Raw genomic sequence first — 20621 nt, 5'->3', positions numbered from 1 at the left:
GGAAGCAGAGTCTTCGGTCTCCAGAGCCGCTATTTGGTCCGAAAAGCGCGATTTTCCGGTGAAACGGTCTCAGCGGCAGCTATTTTAGGATTTTCAGCCGATTTGGGGCCGGAATTCCGCAAATAGCGTCTTTCAGGACCGAACGGGAGCAAAAAGATCAAAATTAGCAGAAATAGCGTCTCCTGAGACCGGAAGCAGAGTCTTCGGTCTCCAGGGCCGCTATTTGGTCCGAAAAGCGCGATTTTCCCGCGAAAAGGGTCTCCAAAGCCCTTATCTGATCCACAAAGCGCGATTTCCCCACGAGCCCAGCCGCCATAATTAATTTTCACCACCTCTAAAAACTGCATCATCAGCCGGGAGCGGAACCGTGGTTCTGCTTTTTCTCTGTTCCCGGCCGTAACGGTGGCCGGGCAACAGGCCGACCCTCTATGGTCCCTAGGAAATAGACTCCAGGTACAATGGTTTGCCATCCTTTCTTATTCTCCTAACTGCCTGACGGCTTGCATAGATTAAGACTATTGAAGTATTGATAAGTGGATGAAGATTATTTATGATTAATGAGATTGATTCTCATTATCGAAAGAGAGAGGTCCTTTTCCTATGAATCAAGTGAATCCTTTACATATAGCTAAGATGGGCATTTTGAACAGGCTTGTTCAAAGCCTGATCCGTGAACAGCTTGTTCCATACAGAATCGTTGGAGATGAGCTGTTCATCGATTTACAGCAGAAGGCATCCATCCGTGTTGAGATTAAACAGATGTTTTTTCTTAGCCGGTTTGAGAACGGCCGTATAGAGCTGCTTCAGGGTGGAGCATCAGAAACCATTGAGGAGGCTTCTAAGCTGATCGGCCTTCTGCAAACACATGGTCTTTTTCCTGTAACGGAGGAGGCAGATCATTTCAAGGCGGAATTGCAGAACAGTGAAGAAAATTATGCGATCGGTCTAAGCTCGTTTTACAGGCGCCAGTCTGAGTGGAGTCCGGAAAAGAATACTTTACTGTGGCTGGAGGAGCTGGCAGTAGAGGATGACTCATTCAGTCCGCTCGCTTTTCTTGAACAGCTTGCGGTTCATGGGCATACGCTCCATCCATGCACAAAGACGAAACGGGGGATGAGCAAGGCGGAGGTTAGAGCCTATTCTCCTGAGTGCGGAGGGAGAGCGGATATTGTGTATGCCGCGGTTCATAGAAGCCTGACCGCTTCAAGTCTTCTGCATGGTGAAAAGGTGAAAGAGCTGCTGTTCAGGCAAAACAGCCGGCTTGAATCGGTTTTTACGAACGAGCTTCAGCAGCGGTCGCTGAACCCCGATGATTATGAATGCATCCCGCTTCATCCATGGCAGGCAGAACATACTGTAATGGACCTTTATCAAAACGAATACGAAAGCGGCTTGATTTTGCTGCTAAAGGGTCTCAGGGAGCCGGCTTTAGCACTCGCTTCGCTCCGCACCCTCTTGCCGGAAGGAAAGGGAAGGAACAATCCATTTCATCTGAAAACAGCGATAAACGTGCAGGCAACGAGCGCAGTCCGGACCGTTTCCCCCGCATCCGCCATTCACGGACCGATGTTTTCAAAGCTGTTTAAGGAGCTATCCAGCCAGAAAGGCTTTCCGAAGAATCTGATCCTTCTCGAAGAAGCAGCAGGAATTCATTTTAAAGATCCGGAATCGGAGCTGCGGGAGAAAAATCTGGCAGCCATGATCCGGCTTAATCCGGAGCTTGAAATCAGCATCAGTTCCGGAGAAATCGCTGTGCCTGGTACAGCCTTTATCTCGGATTCTCCAACCGGAAAAGGTTCCTTTCTTTTGGAAGCAGCCGCTTTGTATAAAGAGACGATGGGGATCCCGACGCTTGAGCAGGCCGCAAAAAATTGGATCGGAGACTATGCAAGGGTGCTGTTCGAAGCCCTTTTGCCGATGATGACAAGGTTTGGAATCAGTCTTGAGGCCCATCTTCAGAACAGCATTCCGGTCCTGAAGCGAGGAGTTCCGGTAAGGCTGATGGTACGGGATTTTGGCGGGATCAAGATACTCAATCAGCGTCTGCAAAAATCAGGAAAGCAATTTGTGTTTTTAAAAGAGACCCATGTGGAAGCAGAGAATGAAACAGCCCTTCATGACACAGCAGCCCATGCAATCATTCAAAATCATCTTGGGGAGCTGATTGTTCAGCTTGTTAAAGAACTGCGGATAAATGAAGCCTTTCTGTGGGAAACGGTATATGAGGAAATGGAAAAGGTTTGGAGCAGCCTGAGGGATGATCCTGACATGGAGACAGACAGAAAGGCGATGGCAGGGGATGAGCTTTCCCTGAAAAGCCTTGTCGGGATGAGGCTCCAGTACACGATCGATAACATTTATTCGAAGGTTCCCAATCCGTTTGCCATCGTGAACAAGGGAGGAAGCATGCATGCTGAACTACAAAACTGATGCCAAAAAACATAGAAATCCGTATGCTGCGGGAATGAAGGAATTTATAGAGGAGAAGCTTCCTCATTTGAAACAAGCCTTTCTTGAACAGCTTCCTGCTGCGGAAGAGGCTATATTATACAAATGGGCGGAATCGCTTCTGCGGGAAGATGTACTGCAGCTTAGATCGGGTGCAATTGAATGGGAGCAGAAGCTTCCGGGAAGAGAAAAAGGTGCGCTGTTTCTTTCGGTTCCGCTGAGAGACAGGGCAAATCTTATTTTTTCCTGTTCAGGCAGACATGCCTTTAACCGGTTTATGATCTCCGAGCTTTTTCTGCTGAAGGACGGATTAAAAAAGATCCATTCCTGTCGGGAGCTGCTTGACGTGCTGGAATCTTCCCATCCGTCCTTTTCGGAATTTGAAGGGAACTGGGAAAGCTATGCCGATGAACTGATGAACGGAAGCGCAAACCTGGCGCTCACTTATGCCGTATATGAAGAGAGAAGGAAACATCTGCCGGAAAATCAAAATCTGCTGGAGTATGCCTTAGGGCTCGAAAATCCCTTTCTTTTCTTTGAACAGCTGTGCATTGAAGGACATCACCTGCATCCCGGCACTAAAACGAAAATGGGAATGGAGCCTGAGGAGGTCTACCGTTTTTCTCCGGAACTGAACGGAAAGGTATCCATCTCCTTCATGCTTGGGAAAAAGTCTGCTTTCCTGTGGAAGGTAAAGGATGGAGAGGATCCGAATGAATGCATGTACAGCGGGCTCCCCGGACTGAAAGATAAAGCAGAAGCCTATTGCTGCGCTTCAGGTTTGGATCTGAACGAATGGCTTCTGATTCCAGTGCACCCGTGGCAGCTTAAACACATCGTTCCCGGGCTGTTTGCAGATGAGCTGGAAAATGACATTCTGATTCCAGCTGATTTAGAATGGGAATGCTTTCCGACGACTTCGTTCCGGACAGTCGTTCCAAAGGGAAATGACTGGTTCCTTAAGCTTCCGGTCCATTCCCAGATGACCTCTACGAAAAGGTCCGTTTCAGCACAGACTGCTTTAAACGGGCCTGTCGTGTCCGAGCTTTTGATGGAGATTGTGGAAAAGGAGCCGCAACTGAAGGATACATTCATTCCCGTACCTGAAATATATGGAGCCGCTTTAAAAAGTGAAAATCCATTAAAAAGCCGCAACATGACGGCCATGGTGAGGAGCGGTTTGAAGGAGCTGCTCGGCGAGGGGGAAATTCCGGTTACGGCTTCTTCCTATAACAGCCGTTCGCCCTTTACTGAACGGCTTATCCTCGAAGATCTATTTGCTGCTTTTTGCGAAAAACACAGTCTTAGCCTGAAAGAAGGATTTCAACCCTTTATCAAGTCGTATATATCCATTGTGCTTCCCGGCACACTTACATTGATGACAAAGTACGGCATCGGACTTGAAGGGCACATGCAGAATTCTATTGCCGTTTTTAAAGACGGGAAACCGGTTAAATATCTATTCAGAGACTGGGGCGGAGCGAGAATTTACCGGAAACGTCTGGAGTCTCAAGGGTTCGAGCCGGAATTTATGCCGGGTTCCGTCTCACTGACAGATTCTCTGGATGAAATGCGGAGGAAAATGCATTACACCGCCTATCAGAGCCACTTTGGAGAGGTGTTCCGGATTCTGTCTGTCTTTACTGGCTGCAGCGAGGAAATCCCGTGGAAATGGCTGGCGGAGGAAACAAACATGATCCTGAGCACAATTGGGGGCAGCAATGCAGAGGAGGACCGGGAGTTCTTGTTCAGCCGGGCTGTAAAACACAAAGCCCTTTCCTCGATGAGGCTGTTCCCTGACCGGGACGGGTATGTATATGCAGATGCTCCAAATCCGCTGAATCTGGATTGGACAGTCGGATGATGACCGAATCTTCTGCTTTTCGTTCCCGTGCCTACCGGCTTTTCTATACATCAGGCTTTGCAGGGAGGCTGTGGGAGTGGGCGGATTTTACGGTGCTGAATTGGGCTGTTTTGCAAATGACGCAATCTCCGCTCTACTTGGGGCTGGTCAATGTGTGCCGTCTACTGCCAATCTTCCTGTTCAGCCTGATGGGAGGGGTGCTGGCTGACCGGTATCCGAAAAAGCTTGTACTGCTTCTCAGCCAGCTAATGATCATAGGTACCACCGTTTGGCTCATTTCGGCATGGGACGGGCCGATGACCCTCATTTTAGCGATTGTCTTTATCCGTTCCGCCATTCAGGCTGTAGAAGCACCTGTACGGAATGCCTATCTTGCCGACTTAACCGGGAAGGAACGGTTAACGAGTGCCGTTGCCCACTACAGTTCGATGATTCATGTCGCCCGGCTGCTCGGCCCGGCTGCTGCGGGCATGCTGCTTGGCGCCATGACACCGGAGTTTTTATTTACTGCGTTTCTTGGTTTGCTCGCTGTCTCGTGGGCTGTCATGATTTTTGTTCCGCCTGGACAAGCTGTCCGCAGCCGGAAAGGGAAAGAAGGCGGAGCCGGTTTGCGGGAAGCCATTACATATGTGAAAAAGGATTCCTGCATCCAGGGGCTGCTCCTGCTTTCTGTCATTCCAATGACTTTTGGGTTCCCCTATTCATCCATGCTCCCTATCTTTGCTGATTCGCTGATGGATATAGGCCCGGATGGATTCGGGCTGCTGCTTTCCCTTTCTTCGTTTGGGGCGATTATCGGGACGTGGCTTTTAGCGGGAGGCTGGATTCAGACGAACCACTGGACAATGATTGGTTCTTCCGTCCTGTTTGGTTTGTTCATTATGGGGATGATGACAGCTGCAGCAAGCACATATCTGCTGTTTATGATTGTTTTTTTGATGGGATTGTTCGGACAGCTATACCGGACGCTGAACAGGATTTCTCTGCAGCAGCACGTTCCTGCCCATTACAGAGGAAGGATTTTAAGCATCGCTCTTATGGACAGGGGGTTTATTTCCTTTGGTACCCTGCTTTTTACTCTTCTTGCTGAATGGAATGTGTATTGGAGCGGAATGATGATGGGGCTTTCCTGCTGTGTACTGACCCTTGTCATCGGGATCCTTTTCAGCCGTCCGCTTGGAAGAATGCATAATAATTCGGGAGGATAACGATGCCCAATACTGAACGGCTTATAAAAGAAATGATGAAAATGAAGACTTCCCCTTTTTGCGCGTACCTGTATGATGTGAAGGGGATGGAGGAGCATGCCCGAAACCTCGCTGCTTCCCTGCCGGAGAAGGTAAATCTTTACTATGCCATGAAAGCGAATCCGGATCCTGTATTGCTCCAGACCCTTAACAAGCACGTGGACGGTTTTGAGGCTGCGTCTCTCGGGGAACTGGACAAGCTGTCAGCTTATCCTGATCATCGCAAAGTCATCAGCGGACCGGCAAAAACGGACGATTTTCTTAAGGCAGCGATCGGGAGAGAGATCCGGATGATCCATGCGGAGAGCATATGGGAAGCAGAACGGATCGATCACATCGCCCGGATGATGGGGAAAAAAGTGGGCATCGCTCTCAGGATCAACCTTGAAAAAGCCATCGGAAAAGCGAGGCTGACCATGGCAGGCAAGCCGACACAATTCGGCATCAGCGAGTCAGAGCTGCCGGCTGCGATGGAAGTAATCAAGCAGCTTCCATTTATAGAAGTGAGCGGATTTCACTTTCATTCAGTCTCCAATAATCTGGATGCAGAGGCGCATCTCTCCTTTGCAGCCCAATGCGTTGAACGGGCTAAGCATTGGGAGCTGCTCTATCATCTGCAAATCGATTACGTTAACTTTGGCGGAGGCATTGGCATTGATTATGAACAGACAGATGCCCCGTTTAACTGGGAGCTTTTTGCTGAAAAACTGCCGTCCATTACGGATACGGCACCAGACCGGTGGGAGCTCGTTTTCGAACTTGGAAGATATCTTGCCGGACCGTTTGGATTTTATGCGGCAGAAGTGATGGATGTAAAAGAAAATCACGGCCAAGCCTTTGCGGCAGTAAGGGGAGGAACCCATCATCTCCGTCTTCCGGCAGCCTGGAAAATGAGCCATCCCTTTGAAATCGTGGAGATCGAAGAGTGGCCCTATCCGCTCCGCCGCCCCGAACTCAAGGGTAAGGAGATTTGGATTACGGGCGAGCTCTGCACACCAAACGATGTACTTGTGAGGGGTATGCCCTGTTCTAGAATCCGTGTCGGTGATATTGTCTTGTTTCACCAGGCAGGCGCGTATGCCTGGACCATCTCCCACCACGATTTTCTCAGCCACGGGAAGCCGGAGATGATTTACATGTGAATGTTTCCGGTGACCGATCCCACTCCCCTTCGATTTAATGGGGGGTGTTTTTTTATATTTGGCTTTGTTAAAGCATAGTGTTGATTTTTCATATTTGTTGATTGGAGCGGAAGGCGTGAGACTCCTGCGGGAGCAGCGGGACAGGTGAGACCCCACACTCGCGAAGCGAGGAGGAGGCTCACCGCCCGCCCCGCGGAAAGCGAACGCCTGCAGCGGAAATCAACAGCCAAGTTTAACAGAACTTTATATTTAAGCGATGTGTTGATTCATAAAAAAGGCTGCTGAACAGGGAGGGCAGGCAGGCGGATCCTTAAATCTGCCATCACGGAGCCTGTACGGAGGAGCGGGCGGAAAAAAATTTGGATATTTTCCAACCGAAAATACCCTTTTTTCCTAGAAAGAAATACCTGTTTATTCGAAAAGATTGTTTTTAAAATTAGAGGGAATTCGCCTATTTTCCCTTTTTTACGGCATTGTTGTCGGGATAGTTCGAATGAAGGCGGTTAAACCCTTTGGAGAATTTTCTGAGAAAATTAGGCAATCGGATTTATTTACTTAATATTCTGATAAATTTATGATGTGTAAAAGGAGGCGAGACAATGGGAAAAGGAAGAATTAGAGTGGAGGAGAGTATTAAAGTTGAGACGAATGAAGAGATGTACAAAGCCACCCTCGTTGACCAGAATAACTCTAAGGAGAAGAAATGATCCGGCTTCCATAAACCAACGTTTTCATGCCTTTTCAAGAAACTATACTTAAATCCTGCTTTAAGCTGCCAGGCCCCCCTAAACTGGCGGCTTTTTTAATTTCAGACAGCTTAAAAGAAAAATTAGCCGTTTATTTTTTATTGATACAGGTATAGATAAATAGACACAAAAACAGCTTCTATTAAAACAAATCTATAGTATAATTCTTTTCTGTATTCAGCAATGCCTGTTCGAAAGGGAGAGACTGCAAAGTGGAAAAATGGCTTACATATGAAAATGCAGTGCAGATGGGAATCAGTGTTGGCATCCTGCTGCTGTTTTTAATCTTGAGGAAACTATTCACAAAGTACATTTTTCATTTGATCATGAAGATCAGCAGAAGGACTCCAACGGAGTTTTTTACGCATATTTTGCTTTCATTTGAAAAACCGATCCGATGGCTTTTCGTTTCGATCGGCCTTTACCTGGCCATCATTTATTCTCCATTTTTCACGGAGAGGATGGAGGTTGTCAACGAGATTTACCGGTCCGCCATCGTTGTTGTCATCTCGTGGGGACTGTACAACCTTACAGGGTCTTCTTCCTTGTTTTTTAATAAAGTCAATACAAGGTTCGACTTGCAGATTGACGATATTCTGGTCCCGTTCCTTTCCAAGCTGCTTCGATTTGTCATTGTGGCGCTCAGCTTCAGCATCATTGCCCAGGAATTTGACTACGACGTGAACGGGTTTGTGGCCGGGCTTGGTTTAGGGGGACTCGCCTTTGCGCTGGCTGCAAAGGATACGATCGGGAATTTCCTTGGCGGCATCGTGATTATTACGGAAAAGCCGTTTACGATCGGGGACTGGATTAAAGCACCGAGTGTAGAAGGGGTAGTTGAGGACATCACGTTCCGAAGTACAAAAATTAGAACCTTTGCCCAGGCGCTCGTTACAGTACCGAATATGACGCTTGCCAATGAGCCGATTACAAACTGGACGAAGATGGGAAAAAGACAGATTAATTTTAAAATCGGTGTTACGTATCATACTACTCCGCAGCAAATGAAGGTTTGCGTAAAGAGGATCGAACACATGCTTGATGATCACGACGGTATTGATGATGAATCCTATCAGGTGAGCTTCGATACGTTCGGTGCCAGCAGTCTTGATATCTTGATCAATTGCTTTACGAAAACGACTATCTATGGCGAGCATCTGAAAATTAAGCAGGACATGAACCTGAGAATTATGAGTATATTGGAAGAAGAAGGCGTTGAGTTCGCGTTCCCAAGCCAGACACTTTATATTGAACGGTCGATGGAAGAGGAGAAGCAGCGGCAGTATTCTTAAAAAGGCAGGTTTTTTTTATGAACGGGCAAATTCAGATGCTGTCAGGATGGCTGGAAGAGGCAAACAGGATATCTGTTATGACGGGAGCAGGTGTCAGTACGGAATCCGGAATTCCGGATTTTCGGTCTTCCCGTGGACTATGGACAGAAGACCTTTCCAGAACAGAAGTGATGAGCCGTTCTTATTTCATGAGCCATCCGGAAAAGTTCTGGTTCTATTTTAAAGAGATTTTCCAGACGAAGCTAAGCAGCCAGCATTTGCCGAACAGGGGGCATCTATTTTTAAAAAGGCTCGAGGAGCTTGGAAAAGACGTATCCATCTTCACTCAGAACGTGGATGGACTTCATGAAAAAGCCGGATCCGGGAAAGTGTACAATATGCACGGTTCGATTCAGACAGCAGCCTGTCCGGAGTGCGGTGCCTCCTATGGACTTGATCATATTCATGAAGAGGATGTTCCGAGATGCAGTTCCCGCACTGAAACCGGCGAAAAGTGCGGGACCATCCTTAAATCAGATGTAGTCTTGTTTGGAGATTTTGTTCAGCATATGGAAGAAATCTATTCTTCTGTGGACCAGTCGGATCTGCTTATTGTGATGGGCACCTCGCTTGAAGTATATCCGGTCAATCAGATTCCAAAGGACTTCCGGTACAGGGGAAATAAAAAGATGGTCCTCATTAACCGGGAACCGACCCGGCTGGATCACTTATTTGATCTCGTCATTCATGATTCGATTGGTGACACAGTCGACGAGACGGAACAATGCATGAAGAAAGCCCGGCAGTAAGAAGCCGGGCTTTTTCCTATTGAAGATGGACAGGAATCATTTCCTCCTGTATGGATGCGAAAGAGTATCCTCTTTCTTTCAGCTTCGGAATCAATTGATCCACTGCTTCAGGTGTGACAGGCCGGTCATGCATTAAGATGACGATGGGCTCCTCCGGGAAGTCCTTCGTCCGCTTCTCAGTCTGTTCGAGGACATTTGACACAAAATCCGGCGTGCTGTGTTTCCAGTCGAGACTGTCCACATTCCAATCCCAATACTGAAATCCTTCTGCAAGCAGTGCCTCCTGCTCAGGCTCCGTTAAGTTCGGTTTGCTGCCGTAAGGAGTCCTGACAATACCCGTTGATACGCCGGTCAGCTTTTGGAGCGTGTCATTTGCGGTTTTCATTTCTCCTGTGGCCGATTCGGGACTGGCATAATAAAGATCCGGATTATGGGTTACTCCGTGAAGTCCTGCCGCATGGCCCAGCTGGATCGTTTTCAGCACTTCTTTGCGGTGCTTTCTCATATTCGGCTCCAGCATAAAAAAGGTAGCGGGCGCTTTGTGTTGATCAAGAACCTGGAGCAGTTCATCGGTGGATGCAGAAGGACCATCATCAAATGTAAGAAAGACGGTGTTTTTCCTGATTGATTCAACTTTTTCCGTTCTGGTCCAGTTCATACCCTGAGGGTCCCGTTTGAGCAGTTCTTTTTCGCTTCCATGACTGAGCACAGGGACTTCTCCGGTTTTGATTTTGGCTTTGACAGGTGTATGCCATTCGTTTCCAATCCAAAGAAAGATCAGCGCACCGCATAAGCCTGCAAGCAAGCCTGCTTTTAAGGCTAAGTATTTCACCGTCGGCTGTTTGCTTCCCACTTGAACATCTCCTCTTTGACGTTATTTTCTATGTATCCTTCTAGTAGTGTAACGGAAGATAACCAGATTGTTGTTACAAAAAGGTAACAATTTTGCGACAGGCAGCAAAGGATGGCTGATAAAAGCCTATTGTCCTGATGACTATATAATGGAAATCTCCTTCTGCTGTAATGGAGTTGACATTTATCAGCTGTACGAAGTATACTCGGATTGTAAGTTTAAGTGTTTAAATGTTTAAACATATAAAGGAGGAGATATTTTGAACAGGACCATGCTAATTACTGGAGCATCCGGAGGAATCGGACTTGAATTAGCAAAACTGGCAGCCGCAAATGGATTTTCACTTATACTGGCAGCGAGAAACAGAGCGAAGCTTGAAGCCATTTCAGCAAATCTTACTGAACAATTTGGCATAACTGCAGAGATCGTTCAGGCCGATTTATCAAAGCCTGAAGAAATCAGCAGGATGGCTGCCAGAAAAAGGAATCCGCGTTACACACCTCGTCAACAATGCAGGATTCGGGCTGTACGGCGAGTTTTCGGAAACCAATCTTGAAGAAGAGCTGAATATGATTGACCTGAATGTCCGTTCCCTGACTCATATCACGAAGCTGTTTTTGCCTGAGATCACGGCTGCTAAAGGCGGCATACTGAATATTGCTTCTACTGCAGCCTTTCAGCCCGGCCCGCTCATGGCTGTATACTATGCTACGAAAGCGTATGTGCTGTCCTTTTCAGAAGCTCTTGAAAATGAGCTGGAAGGGGTAAATGTATCTGCCCTTTGTCCCGGCCCAACTGCTACCGGCTTCTCTGAGAGAGCGGAACTCGGCAAATCGAAGCTTTTTAAAAGTGGAACCATGTCTGCAGAAGAGGTAGCAGAAATCGGTTATAAACAGTGGATGAGTGGAAAATCGGTGATCGTTCCTGGCTTTAAGAATAAGCTGCTTGCAGCCTCCGTCCGTATCTTGCCGCGTAAACAAATCACTTCCATCGTCAGAAAAGTGCAGGGAAGAGCAGATGGTGTATAATGGTTGTACTTGATTAAAGAAAGGCTGATTACACATGTCTGAACCAGTTTTAGACCTTTTCCGATCCTGCACACCGATTTTTCAAGCGCTTGGTGATGCAGCGAGACAGGATATTATTTTACAGCTTGCCAGCCAAGACACGTTAACGGTTAATGAAATTGCAGAGCAATCCCATCTTTCCCGGCCTGCGATCTCTCATCATCTGAAGGTTTTAAGAGATAACGGGCTGGTAGCCATTGAGCAAAAAGGGACACAGAGGTACTATTCTCTATCTCTCGGACCATCCGTCGACTTGCTGAAGCAGCTGATCGGAAAAATGGAAGAAGAGTGCGATCTCTGATAAATGCAGATCTGCTCTGTATTAAATGTTTAAAAGTTTGAACGTACGAAAATAATAAACGAGAGTCATTTCTGAATAAAGGAGACGAGAGACGAATGGAAACATCAAGAAGCGAAATCACCGATCTTCTCAGCCGGCAAAAAGCTTATTTTGCTGACCAAAAAACGAAGGATCTTTCCTTCCGGATCGAGCAGCTGGTTAAGCTGAAAGCAGCGATAAAAAAGCATGAGGGTAAAATAACAGAAGCGCTCGCTCTGGATCTGCATAAATCAGAACTAGAGGCTTACTCGACAGAAATTGGGATCCTTTATGAAGAAATCAACTTCACTTTAAAGCGGCTGAAAGGCTGGGCAAAGCCTGAGAGAGTCAGAACAGCATTAACACATACGGGTTCAAAAGGCTTTGTAATAAAAGAACCTTTTGGATCTGTATTGATCATTGCTCCATGGAATTACCCGTTTCAGCTCGCCCTGTCTCCACTCGTAGGCGCTATTGCAGCAGGGAATACGGCGGTCATCAAACCTTCAGAGCTCACACCGAATGTATCAGCGCTCATTAAGGATCTGCTCGGGGAAATCTACACGGATTCTTTTATTGCAACAGTGGAGGGCGGAGTTCCGACGAGTGAGGCACTGCTGGAGCAGCCTTTTGATTATATTTTCTTTACCGGAAGCGTGCCTGTCGGAAAGATCGTCATGGAGGCGGCCTCCAAGCATCTGACTCCTGTCACCCTCGAACTTGGCGGTAAAAGTCCGGTCATTGTCCACAAAGACGCGAACATTACATTGGCGGCAAAACGGATTGTTTTCGGCAAATTTACGAATGCCGGACAGACCTGTATTGCTCCGGATTACCTGCTTGTTCATAAAGAGGTTAAACAGGAACTGCAGGAGGCGATGCAGGAAGCTGTCCTTGAATTCTACGGAGAGAACCCGCTTGAAAGCACGCGCTATTCCAAGATTGTCAGCAAAAGACATTATGACAGGTTAACGGGCTACTTAAGCGACGGAAAAATACTGTTCGGCGGGAATCGGTCGGATGAAGACCACCGGATTGAACCGACGTTCCTCGATAGTCCGGATCCGGCATCCCCAGTCATGAATGAAGAAATTTTCGGACCAATCTTCCCAGTGCTGGAATTTACGGAACTGGAAGAGGCCATCACCTTCATAAATGGGCGGCCGAAGCCCCTCGCACTGTACCTTTTTACAGAAAGCAGGGAAATTGAAAAGGAAGTGCTCGGCAGAGTTTCGTTTGGAGGGGGCTGTGTCAACGACACGCTAATGCATATTGCCACCCCCTATCTCCCGTTTGGAGGAGTGGGAGAGAGCGGAATGGGCAATTATCATGGAAAGTACAGCTTCGACACGTTTTCCCATTCAAAAAGCGTCTTAAAGCAAACGTCAAGGTTCGATTTTTCGTTCCGATACCCTTCAGCTAAAAACGGATTAAAGCTGATCCGCAAGCTGCTCAAATAATCCAGCATGACAGGACGGTTCCCTTTTCGTCCTGTTTTTTTTTTTGGATTTGTCGAAAAATATTAAGGATCTTAAACGCATTAGGCTGATCTGTTTAGGACTATTGTACGTTATAGTAATTGTTAGCAATACTTACAGGAGGAAAAATTCATTGAATGCGTCTAAGAACCGGCTCATGCTCTGGGTTTCTGCAGTGTGCATCATCGTTGCCTGCGGAATTCAGGCCATCCATCGCTTTTGGCCTATGCACTGGAATGAAAGCCATGCGGCCCATTACTCACCAATCCTTTTTACAGCTATTATCTTGCCAATCGTGACACTGACAGCAGCTTTTTTTCTCTATCAAAGGGATCCTGAGCATAGAAAGGTGCCGCTGTTCATTGTTCTTACCCTGACTTTTTCAAGTATGGCCATGATTGTTTCCGGAGAGGGCATGGTCGTTTATCATTTCTCCATTTTTTTCGTTGTGGCACTGGCCGCTTACTATGACAATATTAAACTGATTTCAGTCATGACGGTACTTTTCGCTGTTCCGCATTTGCTTGCGATGTTTGCGTACACCGAATTATTTTTCGGGGATCATCACTACACCTGGTTTATGTTCTTTCTGCACGCTTTCTATCTTGTTCTGACATCTGGCGGCATCTCCTGGCAGATTCATACGAAAAACAAGCTCACGAAAGAACTCGTTGAGAAAAATGAGTGGCAGCAGCAATCCCTTGACCGTTTGACAGAGGAGCTTGCTGTAACAGCAACCCGCATCTTCGAGAGCGTGGGACAGCTTACAGAGAATGCAGAACAGACCGGGAAAATCAGTGCCGAGATAACCGGCACAGCGTCCGAAGTCGCTTCCGGAGCAGTAGCCCAGGTGGAGGATGCGAGACAGAGCGAGGAAAAAATGCATTTCCTCCAAAAAGGGGCTTCTGAAATATCGGCGGCAGCTATTGAAATCAGAAATCTGTCCACAAATGCCGATCACCTTGTGGCGGCGGGGAAATCCTCGGTCGTAGATACAGAGCAGCAAATGGAACAAATCCACCGGACGTTTGAAACACTGTCTCAATCAGTTGCGGCTCTGCATTTGCAGTCAAAGGAAATTGGCGGCATCGTTTCTGAGATAAATGCCATTGCCGACCAAACGAATCTCCTTTCCTTAAACGCAGCCATTGAAGCGGCAAGGGCAGGAGAATCAGGGAAAGGATTCGCTGTTGTGGCATCCGAGGTCCGTAAGCTTGCCGGCCAATCCGGTCAATCCACGGAAAAAATTAAAGAACTCATTGAGACGATCCAGTCCAACATCGACCAGGTCACCCGTGAAATGAATACCGGAACGAACGTTGTTGGAGAAGGGATGAAAAAAGTGAAAGCGACCGCCGCAGCCTTTGAACAAATTGCAGCTGCTTCCACTGAAACAGCGGCCGGAACTGACAGGGTAGCCCACGAGGCATCCGTGCTGATCCGCACCATTCAGGAAGTGAGTGACTCCATCACCGGTATGTCCACCGCTCTAGAACTAAGCCGCGATTCGAGCAGCCATATGATTAGCGGCATGGAAAACCAATCGGAAGCAGTCCGCCACCTGCACAGCATCGCCCGCTCCCTTGCAGACCTCACTGAAAATCTGAATCAACTTGTGACGACGCTTAAGGAAAAAAAAGACTAGAAGGAAAGCAGCCCGCGGGCTGCTTTTTTGCATATGTAAGTCGGCGGCAGACATTCGGAAAAACAGGCCATCCAGTCCGGAAATCAAGGAAATGAAACTAAACTAAACTAAAGGAACCGGTGTCTAAATTCCACATTCAATTCCACCCTTTCCGCCCATCCAAACTGCTTATTTGCAGCAAACGGATTGACATCTCCACTTAACCTCTATACAATACAATTAACAAAATGTTAATTAAAAGATGGTGATTGGTTGAACGAGTTGAATAAAGAAGCAGTTGAGCAATATGATTCGTCGGTGTACCGGACACCGGATGGCTACACCTCGGATATAGCGGTGTTTACGATTCATTCAGAGAAGCGGGAACATAAGCCGCCGGTTGTGAATCTAATGCTGATGCTGATCCGGCGTGCAGAGCAAACAGCTGAGGGGACACCGAATATAGAGGCTGGAAAATGGGCGCTTCCGGGAGGATTTGTGCAGCCGGATGAGACGGCACTCGAGGCAGCCCACAGAGAGCTTGAAGAAGAAACAGGGGTTAAAGGAATTCACATGAAGCATTACGGAATGTATGACCGGCCAGGCCGTGATCCGCGGGGGTGGATTTTATCTAATGCCCACTATGCGATCGTGCCGGAGGATCTGCTCGTAAGCCGGAAGGCGAGCGATGACGCGGAGGATGTTCAGCTTTTCAGGCTGGAAGAACTAAAGACCATTCCTCTGGCATTTGATCATGCAGAGCTGATCGCGGATGCCATTCGCGAAATCCGGTCCGATCTGCTGCAGACCACAGCCGCGAAAAATTTCCTTCCCTCGGAATTCACCTATTCTGAGCTGCAGGCCGTACTGCTGACCGTTACCGATGATCCTGCGATTAAAAGTGAGCAGGCTTTTGCGAGGAAAATTAAAACACTTCCGTTCATTGCTGAAGCAGAGGGGAAAACGACAGCCCGCACTTCTAAGAAGCCTGCAAAACTGTATAAATTTAAAGAAATGGATGTTATTAAGCCGATTTACACGGCACGATATTAATACAAGGGGGAACCGGGATGAAACGGGCGTTGCTTGTGATTGATTACACAAATGATTTTATTGCTGATGAAGGTGCACTGACATGCGGGAAGCCGGGGCAGGAGATAGAAACTGCTTTGGCCGGGATTGCAGAGGAATTTATCCAAAACGGAGACCTGACGGTTTTTGCGGTGGATTTCCATAAAGCCGGAGACCCTCATCATCCTGAAACAGCTCTTTATCCGCCTCATAATGTTGAAGGCACATCCGGGAGAGAGCTCTATGGAAAGCTTCGGGACATTTACAGGCAAAACAAAGATCACGGGCACGTCCTCTGGATGGATAAAACCCGCTACAGTGCATTCGCAGGCACGAATTTGGAAATCCTTCTCAGAGAGCGGGGCATCAGCGAATTGCATCTGACGGGTGTGTGCACCGATATTTGTGTGCTTCATACAGCAGTGGATGCTTATAATAAAGGCTTCAAACTGGTTGTTCATGAAAAAGCGGCTGCGAGCTTTGATCAGGAGGGGCACAGCTGGGCTCTGAGACACTTTAAAGGCAGCTTGAACGCGGAAATAAACTAGCTCTGGATGGAGAGGAGAAAAAGAGATGCACTACAATTATGAGGATGACAGTCTGGCCCTTCACACGGACCTTTATCAGATCAACATGGCAAAAACGTACTGGGAGGACGGAGTGCATAACCGAAATGCCGTTTTTGAACTGTTTTTCAGGAGGCTTCCTTTTGGAAACGGCTACGCAGTTTTTGCAGGCCTTGAGAGGGTGGTGCAATATCTGGAAAACTTCCGTTTTTCAGACAGTGATTTGAAATTCCTGAAAGAACTCGGCTATGAAGAGGAATTTCTCAATTACTTAAAAGGTCTGAGTTTTACAGGATCGGTCCGTTCGATGGAAGAAGGAGAGCTTGTATTCGGCGGAGAGCCGATGATCCGTGTTGAAGCACCGCTCGCAGAAGCGCAGCTGGTCGAAACAGCACTTTTAAATATTGTAAACTTCCAGACCTTGATCGCAACAAAGGCATGCCGCATCAAACAGGCCGTTGGCGATCAGATCGTGATGGAGTTCGGTTCCCGGCGTGCGCATGAAATGGATGCAGCCCTTTGGGGAACCAGGGCAGCCTTTATCGGCGGACTTGAGGCAACGTCCAATGTGCGTGCTGCAAAGCTCTTTGGAATCCCTGCAGCCGGTACGCATGCCCATGCTCTCGTTCAGGCCTACCGTGATGAGTACACGGCTTTTCTAAAATATGCCCAAAGCCACCGGGACTGCGTTTTTCTGGTCGATACATATGATACGCTGAAATCCGGCGTGCCAAACGCAATAAGAGTGGCACAGGAGCTTGGAGACAAAATAAATTTCATCGGCATCCGCCTCGACAGCGGGGATATGGCCTATCTCTCTAAAAAAGCAAGGAAAATGCTGGATGATGCAGGCTTTACGAAAACGCGAATCATCGCTTCCAATGATCTGGATGAAGATACGATTATGAACCTGAAATCCCAGGGCGCGCGGATCGATACATGGGGGATCGGCACGAAGCTGATTACCGCTTATGATCAGCCGGCTCTCGGCGCTGTTTACAAGCTGGTCAGCATTGAAGATGGGGAAGGCGTCATGCAGGATACGATTAAAATCAGCGGAAATCCGGAAAAGGTAACGACGCCCGGCCTAAAAAGAGTTTATCGAATCATCAATACGAACAACCACAAATCAGAAGGGGATTACATCGCTTTGGAAGACGAGCACCCTAATGAAGAAGAGCGGATTAAAATGTTCCACCCAGTCCACACTTATATCAGCAAATTTGTCACCGATTTTGAAGCACGGGATCTTCATCAGGACATTTTCTCGAACGGAAAGCTGATATACGAGCTGCCTGACATACGGGAGATTCAGGCAAAGGTGAAAAACAACCTGGAAGAGCTGTGGGACGAATACAGACGAAAGCTGAATCCAGAAGATTATCCTGTGGATTTAAGTGAAAAGTGCTGGGATAACAAAATGCGGAACATCCACGAGATTAAAGAGAAGGTCGAAAAAATCAGAAGAGGGTGAACGTGCATGGGGAAGATTGGGATTTACGGAAGTTCCTTTGATCCGGTAACGAATGTTCATCTCTGGACTGCGAGCACGGTGGCGCACCGCTGCAAGCTGGACAAAGTGATTTTTCTTCCATGTTCAAGCAAAAGAAAAGACAAACAGCTGAACACGACCGATGAGCACCGGATAGCGATGCTCAGGCTCGCCATGGAGGATAATGAGAAGTTCTTTCTGGATGATTATGAGATGAAACAGGAAAGCTGGAACATCTACACCCATCATACGATGCAGCATTTCCATTCCATCTATCCGGATGATGAAGTTTCTTTCATTATGGGGGCTGATCTGCTTGAAGACATCGCACTCGGAAAATGGAAATACTCCGATGAATTAATCTCCAATAACAAGTTTATCGTGATGGCCCGAAATGGTATAGATATGTTAAAGACCATTTCCAGGTCCCCCTTGCTGAGGAATTTTGATGACGGGACCCGCTTTCACTTGATTGATAAGGGATTGAATATGGAGATCAGCAGCACGTATATCCGGGACGAACTGGGGAAAGGCGGAGAGCCGCGGTATCTTCTCCCTGAAGCCTGCTACGATTATGTAAAAAAACACGGTCTTTACCAATAGCCTGAGGAGGGTTCCATGTTGAATATGCAGAGCCAGATTATGAAGGAATTGAATGTGCAGCAGGAAATCGATCCTGCTCGTGAAATCAGGAAGCGCGTCGAATTTTTAAAAGAGTACCTGAAAAAAACAGGTGCAAAAGGATACGTACTCGGAATCAGCCTTGGACAGGATTCCACTCTTGCCGGGAAACTGAACCAGATGGCCGTGGAGGAGCTGAGGGAAGAGGGATACGATGCCCAGTTCCTGGCCGTAAGACTTCCGTACAATGTTCAAAAGGACGAACATGACGCAAAGCTTGTCTTTGATTTTATTAATCCGGACCGTACGGTTACCTTTAATATTGCTTCTGCAGTGGATGGTTTTACCGATACGTACAACGGGTCCGATGACGAGAGACTCGCGGATTATCATAAAGGCAACGTGAAGGCGAGAATGAGAATGATTGCCCAGTATGCATACGGCGGCCAGCATGGGCTTCTCGTGACGGGAACAGACCATGCCGCTGAAGCGGTAACGGGATTTTTCACGAAGTATGGAGACGGCGGAGCCGATGTTCTTCCGCTGACCGGTTTGACTAAAAGACAAGGAAAGGCGCTGCTGAAGGAGCTTGGCTGTCCGGAAAGCCTGTATATGAAGGCGCCAACCGCCGATTTGCTAGATGACAAGCCCCAGCAGGCGGATGAAACAGAACTCGGCATCACCTATGACGAGCTCGATGATTACCTGGAAGGCAAAGAAGTCTCAAATGACGCAGCGGAGAAAATTGAAAAGCGCTACAAGCTGACGGAGCATAAACGCCAGCTCCCGGCTACGATGTTTGACGGATGGTGGAAGTAAGAAAAGAGGATCAGGAGCCCCCTGATCCTTTTTTTGTTAAGAAATCAATATCCAAGTCGGACTCCAGCGCCTGGCACAAAAGTCCATCAGCCTGTATGCAGTGTTTATTTAAGTGATTTTTACATAAAGAAAAAGCCGGGGTCAAAGGATTCCGGCTTTCGTTCTCTAAGGCTGATCCATTCTTACATCTGCCTGCCGCCAATCGGAACGGTTTCTTTCTTCTTTCTTACAGCCAGGTAGACCCCTGCCAAGATGACGATCAGCCCTATAATTGCATTACCGCTGATTTTTTCTTGTAGAAGCAGCGCTCCCCACAGCAGGGCCGTTACCGGAATGAGAAAGGTGACAGATACCGCCGTTTCAGGTCCGCCCTTTTTCGTTATGTAGAAAAAGAGCAAATGGGCGATGCCTGACCCAAAACAGCCTAAGCCAATAATGGAGACGAGTATGGTTCCATTCGCCATTTCATCAAGGACAAAATAGGTTTCGGAAGCTATCATTCCTGCAAGCCCGACAGCCGATCCGATCAGGAGAGAAATGGTTGTCGTAAACAGCACACCAATGTTTCCGAGATATTTTCTGACGATTTGAGCCGATGTCCCGTAGCATAAGGTGGCAAGCAGCATCGTCCCGACACCGGTAAAATTCTCCTGAAAAAGAGCACCCGTATTGAAGTCAATGAAGATCAAGATACCGGTCATCCCCAAAAACAATCCGAGCCACTGCCTGCCGGAGAGGCTGACAGAGAAAAAAATCATGCCGATCAGGCCGGTCCAAAGCGGCGTCGCCGCGTTCAGGATAGAAGCCGAGCTGCTAGAAATGACGGTTTCACTTAATGCAATCAGCCCCCAGGGAAGCCCGGTGTTAATCATACCGACGATAATAAGCGGGACCCACGGGACTGACCGGGGGAGGCTTTTCCGTTTCAAAAAAAGAATGGGAAGCAGCGGCAAAGCTCCTGCTGCACATCTCAGAAACACCGTTCCCCACACGCCTGCAGGTTCCACAAGAAGTTTAATAAAAACAAATGAAATTCCCCAAATAAAGCTCAGGGAGAGTAAAGCTGCATACACACGAATCATACATGCACCTTCCTGTACTAAGGATGCTTCCTGACTGGACGCTCCCATAAATCTTATCACAGAAGCATCCTGAAAAATGGAACAAAAATTAGACAGCAAGAA

General features: G+C 47.6%; 17 protein-coding genes and 1 pseudogene. 16 read left to right on the top strand and 2 right to left on the bottom strand.

All coding sequences use genetic code 11. The features are described 5' to 3' along the window. Positions 1-600 precede the first annotated feature (600 nt). From GKZ89_RS14780 to GKZ89_RS14755, 7 genes are all read left to right on the top strand, one after another. The gene (locus GKZ89_RS14780; protein ID WP_155113170.1) at positions 601-2430 is read left to right on the top strand and encodes an IucA/IucC family protein; all 1830 of its coding nucleotides are present in this window, start codon (positions 601-603) and stop codon (positions 2428-2430) included. Then, a complete protein-coding gene (locus tag GKZ89_RS14775) occupies positions 2411-4312 on the top strand; it encodes an IucA/IucC family protein (RefSeq protein WP_155113169.1) in 1902 nt (633 codons plus the stop codon). Before GKZ89_RS14780 ends, GKZ89_RS14775 begins: the two co-directional genes overlap by 20 nt. Continuing rightward, positions 4309-5520, top strand: coding sequence for an MFS transporter (locus tag GKZ89_RS14770; protein ID WP_155113168.1), 1212 nt, complete (start codon positions 4309-4311; stop codon positions 5518-5520). The genes GKZ89_RS14775 and GKZ89_RS14770 overlap by 4 nt, the downstream gene beginning before the upstream one ends. Before the next feature lie 2 nt (positions 5521-5522). Then, positions 5523-6701 carry a type III PLP-dependent enzyme gene (locus tag GKZ89_RS14765; protein WP_155113167.1) on the top strand — a complete coding sequence of 393 codons (1179 nt, stop codon included), beginning with the start codon at positions 5523-5525 and terminating at the stop codon, positions 6699-6701. 599 nt (positions 6702-7300) lie between these two features. Continuing rightward, complete coding sequence (locus tag GKZ89_RS20925) at positions 7301-7408, top strand: YhdX family protein (RefSeq protein ID WP_162356919.1); 108 nt, start codon at positions 7301-7303, stop codon at positions 7406-7408. 287 nt (positions 7409-7695) lie between these two features. Further along, positions 7696-8739, top strand: a complete 1044-nt coding sequence (locus GKZ89_RS14760; protein WP_155113180.1) for a mechanosensitive ion channel family protein — start codon at positions 7696-7698, stop codon at positions 8737-8739. 29 nt (positions 8740-8768) lie between these two features. Continuing rightward, positions 8769-9527, top strand: coding sequence for an NAD-dependent protein deacylase (locus GKZ89_RS14755; RefSeq protein WP_430697392.1), 759 nt, complete (start codon positions 8769-8771; stop codon positions 9525-9527). A 16-nt stretch (positions 9528-9543) separates the two neighbouring features. Here GKZ89_RS14755 and GKZ89_RS14750 read toward each other — a convergent pair whose 3' ends face one another. Beyond that, positions 9544-10380, bottom strand: coding sequence for a polysaccharide deacetylase family protein (locus GKZ89_RS14750; protein WP_155113166.1), 837 nt, complete (start codon positions 10378-10380; stop codon positions 9544-9546). A 271-nt stretch (positions 10381-10651) separates the two neighbouring features. On the opposite strand from GKZ89_RS14750, the pseudogene GKZ89_RS14745 reads away from it, so the two are divergent. From GKZ89_RS14745 to nadE, 9 genes and pseudogenes are all read left to right on the top strand, one after another. After that, positions 10652-11408, top strand: a pseudogene (locus tag GKZ89_RS14745) (SDR family NAD(P)-dependent oxidoreductase). Between the two features lie 34 nt (positions 11409-11442). Then, a complete protein-coding gene (locus tag GKZ89_RS14740; protein WP_155113165.1) occupies positions 11443-11748 on the top strand; it encodes an ArsR/SmtB family transcription factor in 306 nt (101 codons plus the stop codon). A 95-nt stretch (positions 11749-11843) separates the two neighbouring features. After that, positions 11844-13226, top strand: coding sequence for an aldehyde dehydrogenase (locus GKZ89_RS14735; RefSeq protein ID WP_155113164.1), 1383 nt, complete (start codon positions 11844-11846; stop codon positions 13224-13226). A gap of 151 nt (positions 13227-13377) precedes the next feature. Further along, positions 13378-14889, top strand: coding sequence for a methyl-accepting chemotaxis protein (locus GKZ89_RS14730; protein WP_155113163.1), 1512 nt, complete (start codon positions 13378-13380; stop codon positions 14887-14889). A 261-nt stretch (positions 14890-15150) separates the two neighbouring features. Then, positions 15151-15921 (top strand): NUDIX hydrolase, encoded by a 771-nt coding sequence (locus GKZ89_RS14725; RefSeq protein ID WP_155113178.1) that lies wholly within the window; start codon positions 15151-15153, stop codon positions 15919-15921. 17 nt (positions 15922-15938) lie between these two features. Next, a complete protein-coding gene (locus GKZ89_RS14720; RefSeq protein ID WP_155113162.1) occupies positions 15939-16487 on the top strand; it encodes a cysteine hydrolase family protein in 549 nt (182 codons plus the stop codon). A 25-nt stretch (positions 16488-16512) separates the two neighbouring features. Then, positions 16513-17979, top strand: coding sequence for a nicotinate phosphoribosyltransferase (locus GKZ89_RS14715; RefSeq protein WP_155113161.1), 1467 nt, complete (start codon positions 16513-16515; stop codon positions 17977-17979). Positions 17980-17985: 6 nt separating this feature from the next. Further along, positions 17986-18600 (top strand): nicotinate (nicotinamide) nucleotide adenylyltransferase, encoded by a 615-nt coding sequence (gene nadD, locus GKZ89_RS14710; RefSeq protein ID WP_155113160.1) that lies wholly within the window; start codon positions 17986-17988, stop codon positions 18598-18600. An 18-nt stretch (positions 18601-18618) separates the two neighbouring features. Beyond that, a complete protein-coding gene (gene nadE / locus GKZ89_RS14705; RefSeq protein WP_155113177.1) occupies positions 18619-19437 on the top strand; it encodes an NAD(+) synthase in 819 nt (272 codons plus the stop codon). 182 nt (positions 19438-19619) lie between these two features. Here the strand turns inward: nadE and GKZ89_RS14700 are convergent, their stop codons facing one another. Continuing rightward, the gene (locus tag GKZ89_RS14700) at positions 19620-20519 is read right to left on the bottom strand and encodes a DMT family transporter (RefSeq protein WP_155113159.1); all 900 of its coding nucleotides are present in this window, start codon (positions 20517-20519) and stop codon (positions 19620-19622) included. Positions 20520-20621 lie beyond the last annotated feature (102 nt).

It is taken from the genome of Metabacillus mangrovi, from assembly GCF_009711125.1.
GTDB classification, from domain to species: Bacteria; Bacillota; Bacilli; order Bacillales; family Bacillaceae; genus Metabacillus_B; species Metabacillus_B mangrovi.
The sequence above is the reverse complement of the archived record's forward strand: the minus strand, read 5'-3'. Positions and strand labels throughout refer to the sequence as shown.